Source organism: Roseovarius sp. ZX-A-9 (genome assembly GCF_028369135.1).
Lineage (GTDB): Bacteria > Pseudomonadota > Alphaproteobacteria > Rhodobacterales > Rhodobacteraceae > Roseovarius.
On the sequence record NZ_JAPWHW010000004.1, the window covers coordinates 130916 to 146882 of the forward strand.

Annotated in this window: 15 protein-coding genes; 10 read left to right on the forward strand and 5 right to left on the reverse strand. The window is 62.7% G+C overall.

The genetic code is table 11. The features are described from left to right. Nucleotides 1-88: 88 nt before the first annotated feature. Genes dxs through O3306_RS05660 form a run of 3 tightly spaced genes read right to left on the reverse strand, consistent with a single transcriptional unit; the run spans nucleotide 89 to nucleotide 3173 of the window. Complete coding sequence (dxs, locus tag O3306_RS05650) at nucleotides 89-2017, reverse strand: 1-deoxy-D-xylulose-5-phosphate synthase (RefSeq protein WP_272004417.1); 1929 nt, start codon at nucleotides 2015-2017, stop codon at nucleotides 89-91. A 44-nt stretch (nucleotides 2018-2061) separates the two neighbouring features. After that, on the reverse strand, nucleotides 2062-2925 hold the full coding sequence (locus tag O3306_RS05655; protein ID WP_442969977.1) for a polyprenyl synthetase family protein: 864 nt from the start codon (nucleotides 2923-2925) through the stop codon (nucleotides 2062-2064). 5 nt (nucleotides 2926-2930) lie between these two features. Continuing rightward, complete coding sequence (locus O3306_RS05660; protein ID WP_272004419.1) at nucleotides 2931-3173, reverse strand: exodeoxyribonuclease VII small subunit; 243 nt, start codon at nucleotides 3171-3173, stop codon at nucleotides 2931-2933. 103 nt (nucleotides 3174-3276) lie between these two features. Here O3306_RS05660 and O3306_RS05665 point away from each other — a divergent pair, with 103 nt between their 5' ends. After that, on the forward strand, nucleotides 3277-4242 hold the full coding sequence (locus O3306_RS05665) for a phosphotransferase (protein WP_272004421.1): 966 nt from the start codon (nucleotides 3277-3279) through the stop codon (nucleotides 4240-4242). A gap of 94 nt (nucleotides 4243-4336) precedes the next feature. Here O3306_RS05665 and lon read toward each other — a convergent pair whose 3' ends face one another. Then, on the reverse strand, nucleotides 4337-6748 hold the full coding sequence (gene lon, locus O3306_RS05670) for an endopeptidase La (protein WP_272004423.1): 2412 nt from the start codon (nucleotides 6746-6748) through the stop codon (nucleotides 4337-4339). 458 nt (nucleotides 6749-7206) lie between these two features. Between lon and O3306_RS05675 the strand changes: the two genes are divergently transcribed. From O3306_RS05675 to O3306_RS05685, 3 genes are all read left to right on the forward strand, one after another. Continuing rightward, nucleotides 7207-7854 (forward strand): VPLPA-CTERM sorting domain-containing protein, encoded by a 648-nt coding sequence (locus O3306_RS05675; RefSeq protein WP_272004424.1) that lies wholly within the window; start codon nucleotides 7207-7209, stop codon nucleotides 7852-7854. 266 nt (nucleotides 7855-8120) lie between these two features. Then, nucleotides 8121-8798 carry a VPLPA-CTERM sorting domain-containing protein gene (locus O3306_RS05680; RefSeq protein WP_272004426.1) on the forward strand — a complete coding sequence of 226 codons (678 nt, stop codon included), beginning with the start codon at nucleotides 8121-8123 and terminating at the stop codon, nucleotides 8796-8798. Nucleotides 8799-9118: 320 nt separating this feature from the next. Then, nucleotides 9119-9772 (forward strand): VPLPA-CTERM sorting domain-containing protein, encoded by a 654-nt coding sequence (locus tag O3306_RS05685; RefSeq protein ID WP_272004428.1) that lies wholly within the window; start codon nucleotides 9119-9121, stop codon nucleotides 9770-9772. Between the two features lie 91 nt (nucleotides 9773-9863). Here O3306_RS05685 and tgt read toward each other — a convergent pair whose 3' ends face one another. Next, entirely contained in the window at nucleotides 9864-10991 is a 1128-nt protein-coding gene (gene tgt, locus O3306_RS05690) for a tRNA guanosine(34) transglycosylase Tgt (RefSeq protein ID WP_272004430.1), read from the reverse strand. 229 nt (nucleotides 10992-11220) lie between these two features. Here tgt and O3306_RS05695 point away from each other — a divergent pair, with 229 nt between their 5' ends. From O3306_RS05695 to O3306_RS05720, 6 genes are all read left to right on the forward strand, one after another. Then, nucleotides 11221-12114, forward strand: coding sequence for an SPFH domain-containing protein (locus O3306_RS05695; RefSeq protein WP_272004432.1), 894 nt, complete (start codon nucleotides 11221-11223; stop codon nucleotides 12112-12114). Next, a complete protein-coding gene (locus O3306_RS05700; RefSeq protein WP_272004434.1) occupies nucleotides 12114-12392 on the forward strand; it encodes an NfeD family protein in 279 nt (92 codons plus the stop codon). The genes O3306_RS05695 and O3306_RS05700 overlap by 1 nt, the downstream gene beginning before the upstream one ends. 204 nt (nucleotides 12393-12596) lie before the next feature. Beyond that, nucleotides 12597-13997 (forward strand): 30S ribosomal protein S6--L-glutamate ligase, encoded by a 1401-nt coding sequence (gene rimK / locus O3306_RS05705; protein ID WP_272004436.1) that lies wholly within the window; start codon nucleotides 12597-12599, stop codon nucleotides 13995-13997. Between the two features lie 100 nt (nucleotides 13998-14097). Then, nucleotides 14098-14460 (forward strand): SUF system Fe-S cluster assembly protein, encoded by a 363-nt coding sequence (locus tag O3306_RS05710; RefSeq protein WP_272004438.1) that lies wholly within the window; start codon nucleotides 14098-14100, stop codon nucleotides 14458-14460. 52 nt (nucleotides 14461-14512) lie between these two features. Next, entirely contained in the window at nucleotides 14513-15142 is a 630-nt protein-coding gene (locus tag O3306_RS05715) for a MarR family transcriptional regulator (protein ID WP_272004440.1), read from the forward strand. A gap of 73 nt (nucleotides 15143-15215) precedes the next feature. Continuing rightward, nucleotides 15216-15950 carry a DUF3307 domain-containing protein gene (locus O3306_RS05720; RefSeq protein WP_272004442.1) on the forward strand — a complete coding sequence of 245 codons (735 nt, stop codon included), beginning with the start codon at nucleotides 15216-15218 and terminating at the stop codon, nucleotides 15948-15950. Nucleotides 15951-15967 lie beyond the last annotated feature (17 nt).

Sequence of the window (15967 nt, forward strand, 5' to 3'; positions counted from 1 at the left end):
GCTGGCGCGAAAGTCCAGAATCACATTCGTGACTTTACCCACAAATACTTGTGGATAAACCTGTGGGTAACTTTACAAATCGCGATAATCAGGCACGTTTGCCCGCAATTTGCGCCACACCGAGAACTTCCAGCACCTTGGCTTCGATCTGTGCGGCACTCAGCCCCGCGACCTTGTACATATCGGCCGGGCTGGCCTGATCTATAAAGATGTCGGGCAGCACCATCGCGCGGAATTTGAAGCCGTGATCAAACACCCCTTCGTCGGCCAGGAGCTGTGCCACATGGCTGCCGAACCCGCCAATCGCGCCTTCCTCGACGGTGATCATCGCCTCGTGGTCGCGGGTCAGCCGCAAGATCAGATCGCGGTCCAGCGGCTTGGCAAATCGGGCATCAACAATGGTCGGCGTGATCCCCCTGGCGGCCAGCGCCTCGGCGGCGCGGCGCACTTCGCCCAGACGGGTGCCGAAGCTGAGCAACGCCACCCGCGCGCCCTCCTGGATCACGCGGCCCTTGCCGATCTCCAGCGGCACGCCGGTTTGCGGCATCTCGACGCCCTCGCCCTCGCCACGCGGATAGCGGAACGCGATGGGACCTTCGTCATGCGCGACGGCCGTGGCAACCATATGCACCAGTTCCGCCTCGTCGGCAGCGGCCATGACCACGAAGCCCGGCAGATTGGCCAGAAACGCGATGTCATAGCTGCCCGCATGGGTCGCCCCGTCGGCCCCAACCAGCCCGGCACGATCAACGGCGAACCGCACCGGCAGGCGCTGGATGGCCACGTCATGCACCACCTGATCGTAACCGCGTTGCAGGAATGTCGAATAAAGCGCACAGAACGGCCGCAGCCCGCCCGCCGCCATGCCCGCCGCAAAGGTCACGGCATGCTGTTCGGCAATGCCCACGTCGAAACACCGGCTGGGATAGCGTTCGTTAAAGAGGTTCAGCCCCGTGCCATCCGGCATCGCGGCGGTCACGGCGCAAATCCGTTCGTCGCGTGTAGCGTGATCGACCAGTGCGCGGCCAAAGACCGAGGTATAGCTTGGCGCGTTGCTGGGCGCCTTTTTCTGCTTGCCCGAGACCACATCAAACTTGGCGGTGGCATGGCCGCCATCGCGCGCCTCTTCGGCAGGGCCATAGCCCTTGCCCTTCTTGGTCAGCACATGGATCAGGGTCGGGCCGGTCGCGCGCTGGCGCACCGTGCGCAACACCGGCAGAAGCTGATCCATGTCGTGCCCGTCAATCGGCCCGACATAGGAAAACCCAAGTTCCTCAAAGAGCGTTCCGCCCACGGCAATGCTCTTGAGCATGTCCTTGGCCCGCCGTGCGCCTTCCTGAAACGGCCCCGGCAACAGCGACACCGCCCCCTTGGCCGCCGCCTTGAGGTCCTGAAAGGGGGCTTCGGCGTAGAGCCGCGAAAGGTACGAGGAAAACGCGCCAACCGGTGGCGCGATCGACATCTCGTTATCGTTCAGAATGACGATCAGGCGCTTTTTCAGGTGCCCGGCATTGTTCATCGCCTCAAAGGCCATGCCGGCACTCATCGCGCCGTCGCCGATCACTGCAATCGCGTCGCCATGGCCGGTTTCGCTCGCCCCGCCCAGATCCCGCGCCACGGCAAAACCGAGCGCAGCGCTGATCGAGGTCGAGCTATGGGCGGCGCCGAACGGGTCATAGGGAGATTCCGAGCGCTTGGTGAAGCCGCTCAGCCCGTCCTTCTGCCGGATGGTGCGGATGCGATCGCGCCTTCCGGTCAGGATCTTGTGCGGATAGCACTGGTGGCTCACATCCCAGATGATCTTGTCGCGCGGCGCGTCAAACACCGCGTGCAGCGCCACGGTCAATTCCACCACGCCCAAGCCCGCGCCCAGATGGCCGCCGGTCTCGCTGACCGCGCTGACCGTCTCGCTGCGCAACTCATGCGCCAGCTGCGTCAGTTCCGCATCACTGAACCGCTTGAGGTCCGATGGGCTGTCAACGCGGTCGAGCAGCGGAGTTTCAGGGCGGTTCGGCATGGGGTGGCGGCCTCCGGGTGCGTAGTGGTTCAGGGCGGATCGGCTCAGGTCTGGCGCGAGATAACGAAACGCGCCAATTGCTGCAAGGTTTCCGCGTCCTTGCCATACATAGATAGGGCATCCGTGGCTTCGTCAACCAGCGTGGCCGCGCGGCATCTCGCCCCATCCAGCCCCAGCAGGGAAACAAAGGTGGCCTTGCCTGCCGCGGCGTCCTTGCCCACCGCCTTGCCTGCTGCCGCGGCATTTCCGGTCACATCGATCACGTCGTCCTGTATCTGGAACGCCAGACCAAGCGCGCGGGCATAGCGGCCCAGCGGTGTGGGATCTGCACCGGCCATCCGGGCACCGCATGTCGCGGCCCATTCGATCAGCGCCCCCGTCTTGCCCGCCTGAAGCGCCGTGATCTGGTCCAGATCGAGCGGCACGGGTGCGGATTCGGCGGCAATATCCAACGCCTGCCCCAGCACCATGCCCTGCGCCCCGGCCGCGCGCGCCAGATCGCGGGCCAGATCGGCACGAACCTCGCCGCTGCCCACCTCCGGATGCGTGACGAGTTCGAAGGCCAGCGCCTGCAGCGCATCCCCGGTCAGGATCGCCGTCGCCTCGTCCCAGCGCAGATGCACCGTGGGCTGCCCCCGGCGCAGCGCATCATCGTCCATCGCGGGCAGATCGTCATGCACCAGGCTATAGGCATGCATCGCCTCGATCGCGGCCGCAGGCCACAACGCCCGGTCGGCACTCACACCATGCAATCGCGCACCTTCGATCACCAGCATCGCGCGGATCCGCTTGCCCCCCGCCACGGCATAGCCCATCGCCTGCGTGACGGGGCCATCTCCGAACGGTGCGAGTGCTTGCGACAAATGCGCCGCCACCGCGCGCTGCGTCGCTTCCAACCTGTCCTGCACGGGCGCTACTGCGCCTCTACCGGAGTCGTTCCGCTGGGCTGGCCATTGCCATCGAGCGTGATCGCCGCCACCTTCTCTTCGGCTTCCTTCAGCTTGTCTTCACAGCGTTTTTTCAGCGCCGCGCCACGCTCGTACAAGGTGATCGACGCATCCAGCGCAACATCACCACGCTCCAGCTGGCCGACCACCTGCTCCAGTTCGGTCATAGCTTCTTCGAACGTCATTTCCGAAACCGGTTTATCGGCCATTGTTGGTGCCTCCTTGGCGGCTGAATTGCCCGAACACCATAACGGTGCTCGCAGCCGGGTTCAATTCGGTTGACGCCCCTCCAGCGTTCGGCTCAGTTGGGGCATGGTCCCATCCGACAGCACGCCGCCAATCGCCGATTTCGACAGTGCGATGATCATCGCAGGCCAGCTTGAGGCCGCCTGCGCCACCGATCCGCGTGTGGCCGCGATCGAGCCCCGCGAACTGATCCGCCATGTGCCCGGCAAAAGGGCGATCTTTCACGCCGGTTTCGAAGGCCATGATGCCGTCGTCCGCCTGTGCCTGACGCCCGAGGATGGCAGCCCCGCCCGCGAATGGGCCGAAATGCAGCGCCTCTGGCCCTACATGAAAGAGGGATGCATGCGCATCGCGCGTCCGCTTTTCGCCTGCCCGGCCCATGGAATCGTCGTCACCGCCATGGTGCCGGGGGTGCCATTGCTGAAACACTTGCAAAGCCTCACGCCTGCGGCACGCCCCCCCTATCTGCCCGCTGCCGCGAACTGGCTGCGACAAAGCACATCGATGACCAAAGGTTGGCATGTCGCCTCGGCCAAGGGCTGGTTGCGCCGGGCCCGAGCCGCCTCGGAAACACAGCCATGGGACAACCTCGCGCGGTACGAATCCGGCATCGTGACCGAAATGGAGCGGCTCGCGGAACAGATCGAGGGCAGCCAATGGCGCACCGCGATCAGTCACGGTGATTTCCATCCCAACAATCTGATCGCAAAGGAAAACAGGCTGACAGGGATCGACATCGGCGGGTCGCGCAAAATGCCCATCTACAAGGACATGGCGCGCTTCCTGATGCATCTGGGACGCCGGCGGGTGAATATGGGCGGCCCCTTGCTCTACGGCGTCAACCGCGCCGGGTTCGAGGCCTTCTGCACGGCTTTCCGGCTTGAGCCCGCAGAGCGCGACGTCTTCCTGCCCTTCATGCTGGGCTTCGAGGCGCTGATCCGGGTCGAAAACACCGCATTGCCCCCACAGCGTATCGCTCGCGCCGAAAAGGCCTATCGTGACTTGCTCGCGGATTTGCGCAGCACCCCTTGATCTGCGCCGGCCTGTGCAGCGCCCGGAAAACACAGTATCGAACATAAAAAAGGGGCGCCAAAAGCGCCCCTTTTCATATATTTGCGTACAGAACTTAATGCGCTGTCGCGCCGCTGCCCTTGTTCTCGTTCTTGAGCGCGGCCTCGGCGGCGGCAGCCTCTTCGGCGGCTTCGTCCCACTCGATCGGTTGGGGCTGTTCGGTCAGCGCCATGCGCAGCACTTCGCTGACATGCGTGACAGGCACGATCTTGAGCCCTTCCTTGACGTTGTCAGGGATCTCCACCAGGTCCTTTTCGTTCTCCTGCGGGATGATGACGGTCTTGATCCCGCCCCGCAGTGCCGCCAGCAGCTTTTCCTTCAGCCCGCCGATGGGCAACGCGTTACCGCGAAGGGTCACTTCGCCGGTCATCGCGATATCCTTGCGCACCGGAATGCCGGTCAGCACCGATACGATGGAAGTAACCATCGCCAGCCCTGCCGACGGCCCGTCCTTGGGCGTGGCGCCCTCGGGAACGTGCACGTGGATGTCCCACTTGTCGAACTTCGGCGGTTTGATGCCAAGGCTGGGCGCGACCGACCGGACGTAGGAAGACGCCGCATCAATCGATTCCTTCATGACATCACCCAGCTTGCCGGTGGTCTTCATCCGGCCCTTGCCCGGCAGGCGCAGGGCCTCGATGTTCAACAACTCGCCACCGACCGAGGTATAGGCCAGCCCGGTAACAACACCGACCTGATCCTTTTCCTCAGCCAAGCCGAACTTGTACTTCTTGACTCCAAGGAAATCACTCAGATTTTCCGGCGTCACGTTGATCGTGGTCGCCTCTTTCTTGATGATCCTGGTCACCGCCTTACGCGCCACCTTGGCAATCTCACGCTCAAGGTTCCGCACGCCCGCTTCACGTGTGTAATAGCGGATCATGTCGGTCAGCGCCTCGTCGGACAGCGAGAACTCCTTGGCCTTCAGGCCGTGGTTCTTGATCTGCTTCTGCAACAGGTGCTGCTTGGCGATCTCGCGTTTTTCGTCCTCGGTGTAGCCCGCCAGCGGAATGATCTCCATCCGGTCCATCAGCGGCCCAGGCATGTTGTAGCTGTTCGAGGTGGTCAGGAACATCACGTTGCTGAGATCATACTCGACCTCAAGATAGTGATCCACAAAGGTGGAGTTCTGTTCCGGATCAAGCACTTCGAGCATGGCAGAGGCCGGGTCGCCACGGAAATCCTGACCCATCTTGTCGATCTCGTCGAGCAGGATGAGCGGGTTCGTGGTCTTGGCCTTTTTCAACGCCTGGATGATCTTGCCCGGCATGGACCCGATATAGGTCCGACGGTGGCCGCGGATCTCGGATTCGTCACGCACACCACCAAGGCTGATGCGAATGAACTCGCGCCCGGTGGCCCGCGCCACGGATTTGCCCAGGCTGGTCTTGCCCACGCCCGGAGGGCCGACAAGGCACATGATCGGGCCTTTCAGCTTCTTGCTGCGCTGTTGCACGGCCAGGTATTCGACGATCCGTTCCTTGACCTTCTCCAGCCCGTAGTGATCGTCGTCCAGAATCTTCTCGGCGCGGCTCAGGTCTTTCTTCACGCGGGATTTGACGCCCCACGGGATCGACAGCATCCAGTCGAGGTAATTGCGCACCACCGTGGCCTCGGCGCTCATCGGGCTCATGTTCTTGAGCTTTTTCAGCTCGCCTTCGGCCTTTTCGCGCGCTTCCTTGCTCAGCTTGGTTTCCTTGATGCGCGCTTCCAGCTCGGCGATCTCGCCTTCGCCTTCCTCGCCATCGCCCAACTCCTTCTGAATGGCCTTCATCTGCTCATTCAGATAGTATTCGCGCTGGGTGCGCTCCATCTGGGATTTCACGCGCGTCTTGATCTTCTTCTCGACTTGCAGAACGCTCATTTCGCCCTGCATCAGGCCATAGACCTTTTCCAGGCGCTCCGAGACCGACAGCGTTTCCAGCAATTCCTGCTTCTGTTCGACGTCGATGCCCAGATGCCCCGCGACCAGATCGGCCAGCCGCGCGGGCTCTTCGGAATCCGACACGGCGGCCAGCGCCTCTTCGGGGATGTTCTTTTTCACCTTGGCGTAACGCTCGAACTCGTTACCGACGGTGCGCAGCAGCGCCTCGATGGTGGCGGGGTCGCCGGGCATTTCCGTCAGGTATTCGGCGCGTGCCTCGAAGAACTCTTCGTTGTCGAGATATTCAGAGATGCGCACACGTGCGACGCCTTCGACCAGCACCTTTACAGTGCCATCGGGCAGCTTCAGCAGTTGCAGCACATTGGCCAGCACGCCGGCCTTGTAGATGCCCGCAGCGTCAGGATCGTCGACGCTTGGATCGATCTGGCTGGACAGCAGAATCTGCTTGTCATCGGCCATCACCTCTTCCAGCGCGCGCACGGATTTGTCGCGCCCTACGAAAAGCGGCACGATCATGTGCGGAAATACGACGATGTCGCGCAGCGGCAGCACCGGATAAGAGAAATTGAGGGGCTCTTGCATGCTCTTTCCTTATTTTTGGCAAGCCGGACTGGCCCCGCAATGCGGCAGCGCCCACCGGCTCCTTCTGGCTGTCTTAGGTAGGGGTCCGTTCGGGCCTGTTCAAGTCTGTCGCCCTACCGTCACGACGCGATTCAGAATGCCTGCTGCTGCCCCAAGGGGCAAGCAGGTAACTGTAGAAAATGCCACACCCCGAATCGTCACCCGTGCCACATTCTTCGGACAGCGCCCCACGCTTCGGACGGTGCAAAGCCCGTCGCACATGAGTTTCTGAATGCGCAACAATGACAGCCCCGCCGCACCACAGTTTCCCAACGGGCAATGCTCCCCGACCCCCTGACAGCAATTATTTGGGAATGAGTAACTTTCACGTGGCTATCCCCGCGATTAGCAGTTAGACGAGAAGTGTCAAAAATGTGTTTTTTTTGTGTTAGGGGAATGCTGTGACTTTCGTCAGATCCATGAGGACCACCCTCGCAGCGCTGTTTGTTGCCACCGGCCTGGCCGGAGGCTCTGCCTCGGCCGCGACGGTCGACTATACAGGCCCCCAGAACGATGTCGCTGTAAGCGACGTTCTGAATGGTGGCTGGAGCATCATTTACCAAGGACTCATGAGTGACGACGACGTCCCCATCGCGGACCTGTTCGCCGGGGCCGGTGACAAGCTCATGCTGGCCACTCGCCGCGTCGGCTCGACCACATTCGACCTGCTGGCGACGATCGGTAGCAACATCTTCATTCCGCTTCAAACCGCCCCGAATACCTCCGTCGTCGCCAACGGCGCGGGCTGGTACAAGAACGGCCGCTCAATGGGCTTCGCGGGTGAAACCGACACCATTAATCAGAGCTCTGCCGACATAAACGGCCAGTCAGAGCGCGACCGGTTGAGCTGGCATACCAATGTCGGAGGGGACCGCAACGACGCCGCCTCGTTCCTCAGCGGCGGCTGGCGGTCGGGAGACAACACTGATCTGAACTCTTCCGACGAATGGGAGCGCCTTGTTCTGACGGCCAACGTGACGCCGGTTCCCGTGCCGGGCGCATTACCCCTGCTTCTGGGTGGCCTGGGCGGTCTCGTCGCCCTGCGCCGCCGGAAGAAAGCCGCCTGACGTCCCGCAACAGCGCGCTTAAGCGGGACGGCGGGCATCCGAATCAGAGCCCCCTCCCGCATCCTCCCCACGCCACACAAGGTTTCCAAATTCGCCCCAATGAGCGCGAGACAATATCGTTGTTTCGCGCAGGACCGGCGTTGCACCGCTGTTTACGGGGAAATCCACTTTTTTGTGGAAAAATAGAAACTTGCCCGACATGCTCCGGTCGAAATTAACCGCGCGTATATCATTTTCGAAATACGCATATCTGGAGAAAGAGTTTCGTGAGTTTCATTAAGTACATCAAGACAACCGCAGCCGCGCTCGTCGTGGCGACGGGGCTGACCAGCGGTGCCGCTTCGGCCGCTACCTACAATCCCTTCGGCGTGCAGAACGACGTCGCCGTGGCTGACGTGGTCAGCGGCGGCTGGAGCGTGATCTATTCCGGTCGCATGTCACAAAACGCCTCGCTTACTTCGGTATTTGCCGGTGCGGGCGACATGGTCATGCTGGCCGCTCGCCGGGTCGGCTCCAGCACCTTCGACGTGCTCGCCGCGATCGACAGTGCCATCTTCATTCCGTTGCAAACCAGCTTGAACACCACGATCGACGCCAATGGTGCGCGCTGGTACAAGAACGGCTATTCGATGGGCTTTGCCGGGGCCACCGACGCAATCAGCCAAAACACCGCAGACGTCCAAGCTCAGACCGAGCGCGACCGTCTGAGCTGGCACACCAACTGGACTGGCTACGCCCCGGGTCAGAATGCGTCCGATCCGGCTGCCTGGCTCAGCCCAGGCTGGCGGTCAGGGAACAACACCTACCTGAATAGCGCCGCCAACTGGGAACGCGTCGTCCTCACGGCGAACATGACGCCGGTACCCGTGCCAGGCGCCTTGCCCCTGCTTCTGGGTGGCCTGGGTGGTCTCGTCGCCCTGCGCCGCCGGAAGAAAGCGGCCTGACAGCCCGCAACTCTACACCCGAGAGGGATGAAAGGCGCTCCAACGGGGCGCCTTTTTCATGTCCTGGGTTTGGCGATACCCGATCAGCCCATTCCTGCCATGCATCTTCCGGCGCGCGCACGACGCTTCCGGCGGCGCAACAATGCGCGGCGTACCAGCGCACTGTTTCCCGGAATCCGCCGCGCTTCCTACAAGTGAGGTGGAAGTGATTTCTTTCCCCGTGACGCCCCCACGAGGCGTGACTAACTCCCCTGAGTACAGAGACATTTCAACATTCGCTTTTTCGCACAGGGGAAATTGCATTGAACTTCGTTAAATCCATGAAGACCACGGTCGCAGCGCTGATCGTTGCCACCGGTCTGGCCGGAGGCTCTGCCTCGGCTGCCACCGTCAATTACATCGGCCCCCAGAATGACGTCGCGGTCAGCGACGTCCTGAATGGCGGCTGGAGCGTCATCTACAAGGGGTTTTTCAGTGACACTGACGTCCCTATCGCGAACCTGTTCGCCGGGGCCGGTGACCAGATCATGCTGGCCTCTCGCCGCGTTGGCTCGTCGACATTCGACCTGCTGGCCACGATCGACAGTGCCACCTACATCCCGCTGCAAACGGACCGTAGTGCCACGATCGTCGCCAATGGCGCACAATGGTACAAGAACGGCTATTCGATGGGCTTTGCCGGCCTGACCGACCGCATTCGACAAAGTTCCGCCGATACAAGTGGCCGTTTCGAGCGCGACCGGATGAGCTGGCACACCGATGTCGGGCTTGCCGGAAGAAGCCCCAATAACGAGGCATCCTTCCTCAGCTTTGGGTATCGGTCAGGTGACAACTACCTGAACAGCGCCGCCAACTGGGAACGCGTCGTCCTGACATCGAACATGACGCCGGTGCCTGTGCCGGGCGCCCTGCCCCTGCTTCTGGGTGGCCTGGGTGGTCTCGTCGCCCTGCGCCGCCGGAAGAAAGCGGCCTGACAGCCAGCAACACTACACCCGAAATTGGTAAAAGGCGCTCCCGAGGGGGCGCCTTTTTCATGTCGTCAATTCGGCGTCGCGGGCGGCGGCCCTACAGCGGCACGATATCGCCCTCGGCGCGCTGGGCATGAAAATTCGCGACGAACCGGGCAAAGCTGCCCTCCGCGATGGCCGCGCGCATCCCCGCCATGAGATCCTGGTAATATTGCAGGTTGTGCCAGGTCAGCAGCATCGACGAGATGATCTCTTGTGACCTGAATACGTGGTGCAGGTAGGCGCGGCTGTAGTTGCGGCAGGCAGGGCAGCCACAGTTCTCGTCCAGAGGGCGCGGATCGTCCTGATGACGCGCGTTCTTGATGTTCAGCACGCCCATGCGGGTAAACACTTGGCCCGTGCGCCCCGAGCGCGAGGGAAGCACGCAATCCATCATGTCGATGCCGCGCTCCACGGCGCCGACAATATCGTCGGGCTTGCCCACGCCCATCAGGTAGCGCGGTTTGTCCTCGGGCAATTGCGCGGGCGCGAAATCCAGCGCACCAAACATCGCCTCCTGCCCCTCGCCCACGGCCAGACCACCAACCGCGTAGCCGTCAAATCCGATGCTGCGCAACGCCTCGGCGCTCTGCCCGCGCAGTTCCTCGTCCAGCCCGCCCTGCTGGATCCCGAACAGGGCATGTCCGGGCCGGTCGCCGAAGGCCTCGCGCGACCGCGCCGCCCACCGCATCGACAGCTGCATGCTGGCCTCGATCCGCTTGCGATCCGCCGGCAGCGCCGGGCATTCGTCGAAACACATTACGATGTCGCTGCCCAGTAGCGCCTGTATCTCCATCGACCGTTCCGGCGTCAGGGCATGTTTCGAGCCGTCGATATGGGATTTGAACGTCACCCCTTCTTCGGTCAGCTTGCGCAGCCCTGCAAGGCTCATCACCTGAAAGCCGCCCGAGTCGGTCAGGATCGGCCGATCCCAGTTCATGAACTTGTGCAAACCGCCCAGCCGGGCGATCCGCTCGGCGGTGGGGCGCAGCATCAGGTGGTAGGTGTTGCCCAGCAAGATATCGGCGCCGGTGGCGGCCACGCTTTCGGGCAGCATCGCCTTGACGGTTGCGGCGGTGCCCACGGGCATGAAGGCCGGCGTGCGGATGTCGCCGCGCGGCGTGCTGATCAATCCTGCGCGCGCGCGCCCGTCGCGGGCCTTGAGGTCAAAGGTAAATCTGGTCATGGCCGGGCTATAGGCGCAGATGCGCGGACGGGCAATGGGAACAAGTGCAGACACGACCGGATCGGGTTGTCACCACCGGCCCCGCCCCCAAGGGTTATGGGACACCGGGAACCCGCATGGCGCCTTTGCTGCCAGCAACTCCGCGCCTTGCGCCACCCGTGGACCGTTGCAGTTTTCCCGAACTACGGCCATATCTCTCAGGACGCCCCCCTATGGAAGGATGCCCGCCTTGGATCTCGAAACATTGCTCAGCGATCTGCTGGAACAAAACCTGCTCTACCTGCTCGGCGCTGTGCTGCTCGTCATTCTGGCGATCAAGGCGGTCAAGATCGTCCCGCAATCCGAACAGCACGTGGTCGAGCGCTTTGGCCGCCTGCATTCCGTACTGGGGCCGGGGATCAACCTGATCGTGCCGTTTCTCGACCGGATCGCACACAAGATTTCCATTCTCGAGCGGCAATTGCCGACCGCCAGCCAGGATGCCATCACCAAGGACAACGTGCTGGTGCAGGTCGATACATCCGTGTTCTACCGGATCACCCAGCCGGAAAAGACCGTCTACCGTATCCGCGATGTCGATGCCGCGATCTCGACCACCGTCGCCGGGATCGTGCGTGCCGAGATCGGCAAGATGGATCTCGACGAGGTGCAATCGAACCGCAACGAGCTGATCTCGACGATCAAGGTGTTGGTCGAGGATTCGGTGGATGACTGGGGCATCGAAGTGACCCGCGCCGAAATCCTCGATGTCAATCTCGATCAGGCCACCCGCGACGCGATGCTGCAACAGCTCAATGCCGAGCGCGCCCGCCGCGCCCAGGTGACCGAGGCCGAGGGCCACAAGCGCAGTGTCGAGCTGAATGCCGATGCCCAACTCTATGCGGCGGAACAGATCGCCAAGGCGCGCCGCATCCAGGCCGATGCTGAGGCTTATGCGACCGCTGCGGTGGCGCAGGCGATTGCCGATAACGGGCTTGAGGCGGCGCAGTACCAGGTCGCGCTGAAACAGGTCGAGGCGCTGAACGCGCTGGGCTCCAGCGCCGGATCGTCCACCATCGTCGTCCCCGCCAGCGCGCTCGAGGCGTTCGGCGACGCGTTCAAGATGCTCAAGGGCAAGGCCTGATGGCTGCGGCGCTCTGGTCCCTGTGGTGGGTCTGGATGGCGGTGGCGCTGGTGCTGGCGATCATCGAAGTCGTGCTGCCGGGCTTCCTGTTTCTGGGCTTTGCCATTGGCGCGGCCCTTGTCGGGCTGCTGCTGGCCGTGACCGGCGCGGGCTGGGGTCTGCCACCCCTGCTGGCGATCTTTGCGGCCTTGTCGCTGATCGCCTGGGCGGTGTTGCGCCGCAGCTTTCGCCTGCGCGAAGGTCAGGTGCGGTATATCAAGGATGACGTGAACAAGTAGCCGGCCCGATTGCACGGCGGCACCGGGTGCGATATCAAGGTCGCCTCGGGGTTGCCGCCTGCGCATTGTCTTGCGGTCCGGCAATCGCGCGGCATGATGCAGGGTCTACCCGAATACTTGGGCTACGCGATCCGCGAAACCAACGACCCTGAGCCGAAACACCACCCATCCCCCTATCCAGAGCCCCCCAGCAAGGAGTGCCCCATGTCCCCATCCGATCCGGTTGAGCCCCTGCAATTTGGCTGGGAAGAATGGATTGGCTTGCCAGACCTGGGCGTGCCCGCCATCCGCGCCAAGGTGGACACCGGCGCGCGCACCTCGGCGCTGCACGCCTTCGACATCGAAACCTTCGGCCCCATCGCCAAGCCAAAGGTGCGCTTTACCGTGCATCCCATTCCCGGCCGCGACGATCTGATCATCCCCTGTTCGGCTCCGATCATCGACCGGCGCGAGGTGACATCCTCGAACGGCGAAAAGGAATCGCGCTTCGTAATCGAGACCAAGCTGGAAGTGAACGGGGATGATTGGCCGATCGAAATCACCCTGACCAACCGCGACAAGATGAACAGCCGCATGTTGCTGGGTCGGCAGGCGCTAAAGGACCATATTTCGATCGTCGCCACCGACCGGTTCCTGCAGCCCGAACTCAGCTATGACGTCTATCACACCGCCAAGATGCGCCAATCCGCACCGGACCGCGCACTGCGTATCGCGGTGCTCAGCCGCGAGGACAATTATTCGACCCGCCGCCTGGTGGAAGAGGGTGAAAAACGCGGCCATACGGTCGAGGTCATCAATACCACTCGCTGCTACATGGCGATCAACGCGATGGCCCCCGAGGTGCATTACGACGGCAAGCGCCTGCCGCGGTTCGACGCCGTGATCCCGCGCATCGGCGCATCGGTGACGCCCTACGGCGCGGCCATCCTGCGCCAGTTCGAGACCATCGGCACATGGTGCGTCAATGGAAGTACCGGCATCGTCGCCAGCCGGGACAAGCTGCACGCGCATCAGATCATGGCCCGCGCCAAGATCGGCATGCCCAACACCGCCTTTGCCGCCAGCCCGGGCGATACCGGCAACATCATCGCGCTGGTGGGCACCGCGCCGTTGATCGTCAAACTTCTGGAATCAACACAGGGCAAGGGCGTCGTGCTGGCCGAAACCCGCAAGGCCGCAGAATCGGTGATCGACGCCTTTCGCGGGCTCAAGGCGAACTTCCTGGTGCAGGATTTTGTCAAGGAAGCCGCAGGCGAGGATATCCGCTGCCTGGTGATCGGCGGCAAGGTTGTGGCATCCATGAAGCGCACCGGCGCAGATGGCGATTTTCGCTCGAACCTGCACCGCGGCGGCAGCGCCAAGGCGGTGCGTATCACCAAGCAAGAGCGTGAGACCGCGTTACGCGCGGCCAAGGCATTCGATCTCAACATGGCCGGCGTGGACCTCCTGCGCGCCGAAACCGGCCCTAAGGTGCTCGAGGTCAATTCTTCCCCCGGATTTGAAGGCATTGAGGCTTCCACCGGCAAGAACATCGTCGGCACGCTCTACGAGATGATCGAAACGCGGGTGCGCCCCACCCCGATCCGGCGCCGCAAGGTCAAGTAATGCATCTCGCGCGCTTGCGACGACTCGCCACTGATCGGGCTCTGGACGCGGGCGACCGCAATCCCTATATGTTTGGTCAGGTAACTGAACAGGCCCTGTCATGACCGAAAACCCGCAACCTTTCGAAGGCATTCCGCTGATCGCGCCTTCCACCACGGATCACCCGCAATACGACGCGGTGGTTGAAGCCTGCCGCAGCGTGTTCGATCCCGAAATCCCGGTGAATATCTTTGATCTGGGATTGATCTACACCATCGACATCGACGAAGAGAACGCGGTCAAGATCGTGATGACCCTGACCGCCCCCGGCTGTCCGGTCGCCGGCGAAATGCCCGGTTGGGTCGCCGAAGCGGTCGAACCGCTGGCGGGCATCAAGCAGGTCGATGTGGAACTCACATGGGAACCGCCCTGGGGCATGGACATGATGAGCGACGAAGCCCGTCTCGAACTGGGGTTCATGTAAAGTGCAAGTAATTTAGCTTGCATTTTGCGATTGCAAGCCTTATTGCTTGCCAATGCTTCGCACCGTCCTCACTGGCGACATCGTAAACTCATCGGAACTGCCCCCCCGAGAGCTTGATGATCTGATCGCGGCCCTGAGCCGGCTTGCCGTGGAAATCTCCCGCTGGCCGTCCGAGGGCCGCGATGAAACCCGCACCGGATTCGCCCGCCGGGGCGGCGATGGCTGGCAGATCCTGATCGACACCCCTCGCTATAGCCTGCGCCCTGCCCTTTGCGCCCAGGCCTGCATCCGCGCCCAAAGCGAAACCGCCGCCACCCGCATCGCAGTGGCCACCGGCATTGGCGAGGTTCCGGACCGTCCGGGGGCCGACCTCAACAGCGCGCATGGCCCGGTCTTCACCGCCTCCGGACGCCTGCTCGACGCATTGCCGCCCCGGACCCTGATGGCCCATGCAGAAGGCGGCGCGCTCGATGCCACCTTCCGCCTTGCCGATCACATCTCGCAGGGCTGGACTCAGGCCCAGGCCCGCGCGCTTTGCCTGACCTTACCCCCCGATAGCGGACCACGGCGGATCGCCGCAGAGACGCTCGGGATTTCCCGGCAAGCGGTCGATCAGGCCTTGGCCGGGGCCGGGTATCACGCACTGATCGACGCGCTTGATGCAGTGGAGACGGCACAGTGAAGAGCCGCAATCCGAATGGCTTGCTTCACTCAAAAGCAAGCGAAATAACTTGCTTGCATTGCGGGGCCGCCCGATGATCGAAACCCTAGCCGCCCTCCTCTTCGCCCATGTCCTCGCCGATTTCGCGCTGCAAACCGATTGGATCAACGCCAACAAATCCCGCCCGTCCGTCATGCTGCTACATGGCGCCATCGTCTGGATCACCGCCCATGCCGCGCTGGGCCTGCCCTATGATCCGGTGCTGACCGCGCTCGCGGTTGCGCATGTCATCATCGACACGGCCAAGCTTCAGGCGGCAAGACGGTTCACCGGATTTCGCGGGTTTTCCGCTTTCATGGCCGATCAGGGCGCACATCTGGTGACGCTGCTCGTCGCCGCCTACCTTGCCCCGGCGCTCTGGCACAGCGGCGCCTGGGCAGAGCTGTCGGTGTTTCTGCCGCTCTATGCGCTGCTGACCGGCCTCATCCTCTGCGTCACGGCCGGCCAATATGCCGTCGGGCTGCTGATGCAGCCCCACAGCCAGCGGATTCGCAACAACGGGCTGCGCGATGGCGGGCGGCTGATCGGGGTGCTGGAACGCGGGTTGATCTACCTTCTGATCCTGTCGGGCCTGCCCATCGGTGTTGGCTTTCTGATCACCGCCAAGTCGATCCTGCGTTACGGCACCGCGACCCGCGACCAGCGCACGGCGGAATATGTCATCATAGGCACGCTGGCCTCGTTCGGCTGGGCCATCGCGGTGGCCCTTGGCACGCAACTGCTGCTTTCTCATCTGCCCCCGCTTGAGATCGCGACACAGGCGCACTAAGTTTGCAGCAGGTAACA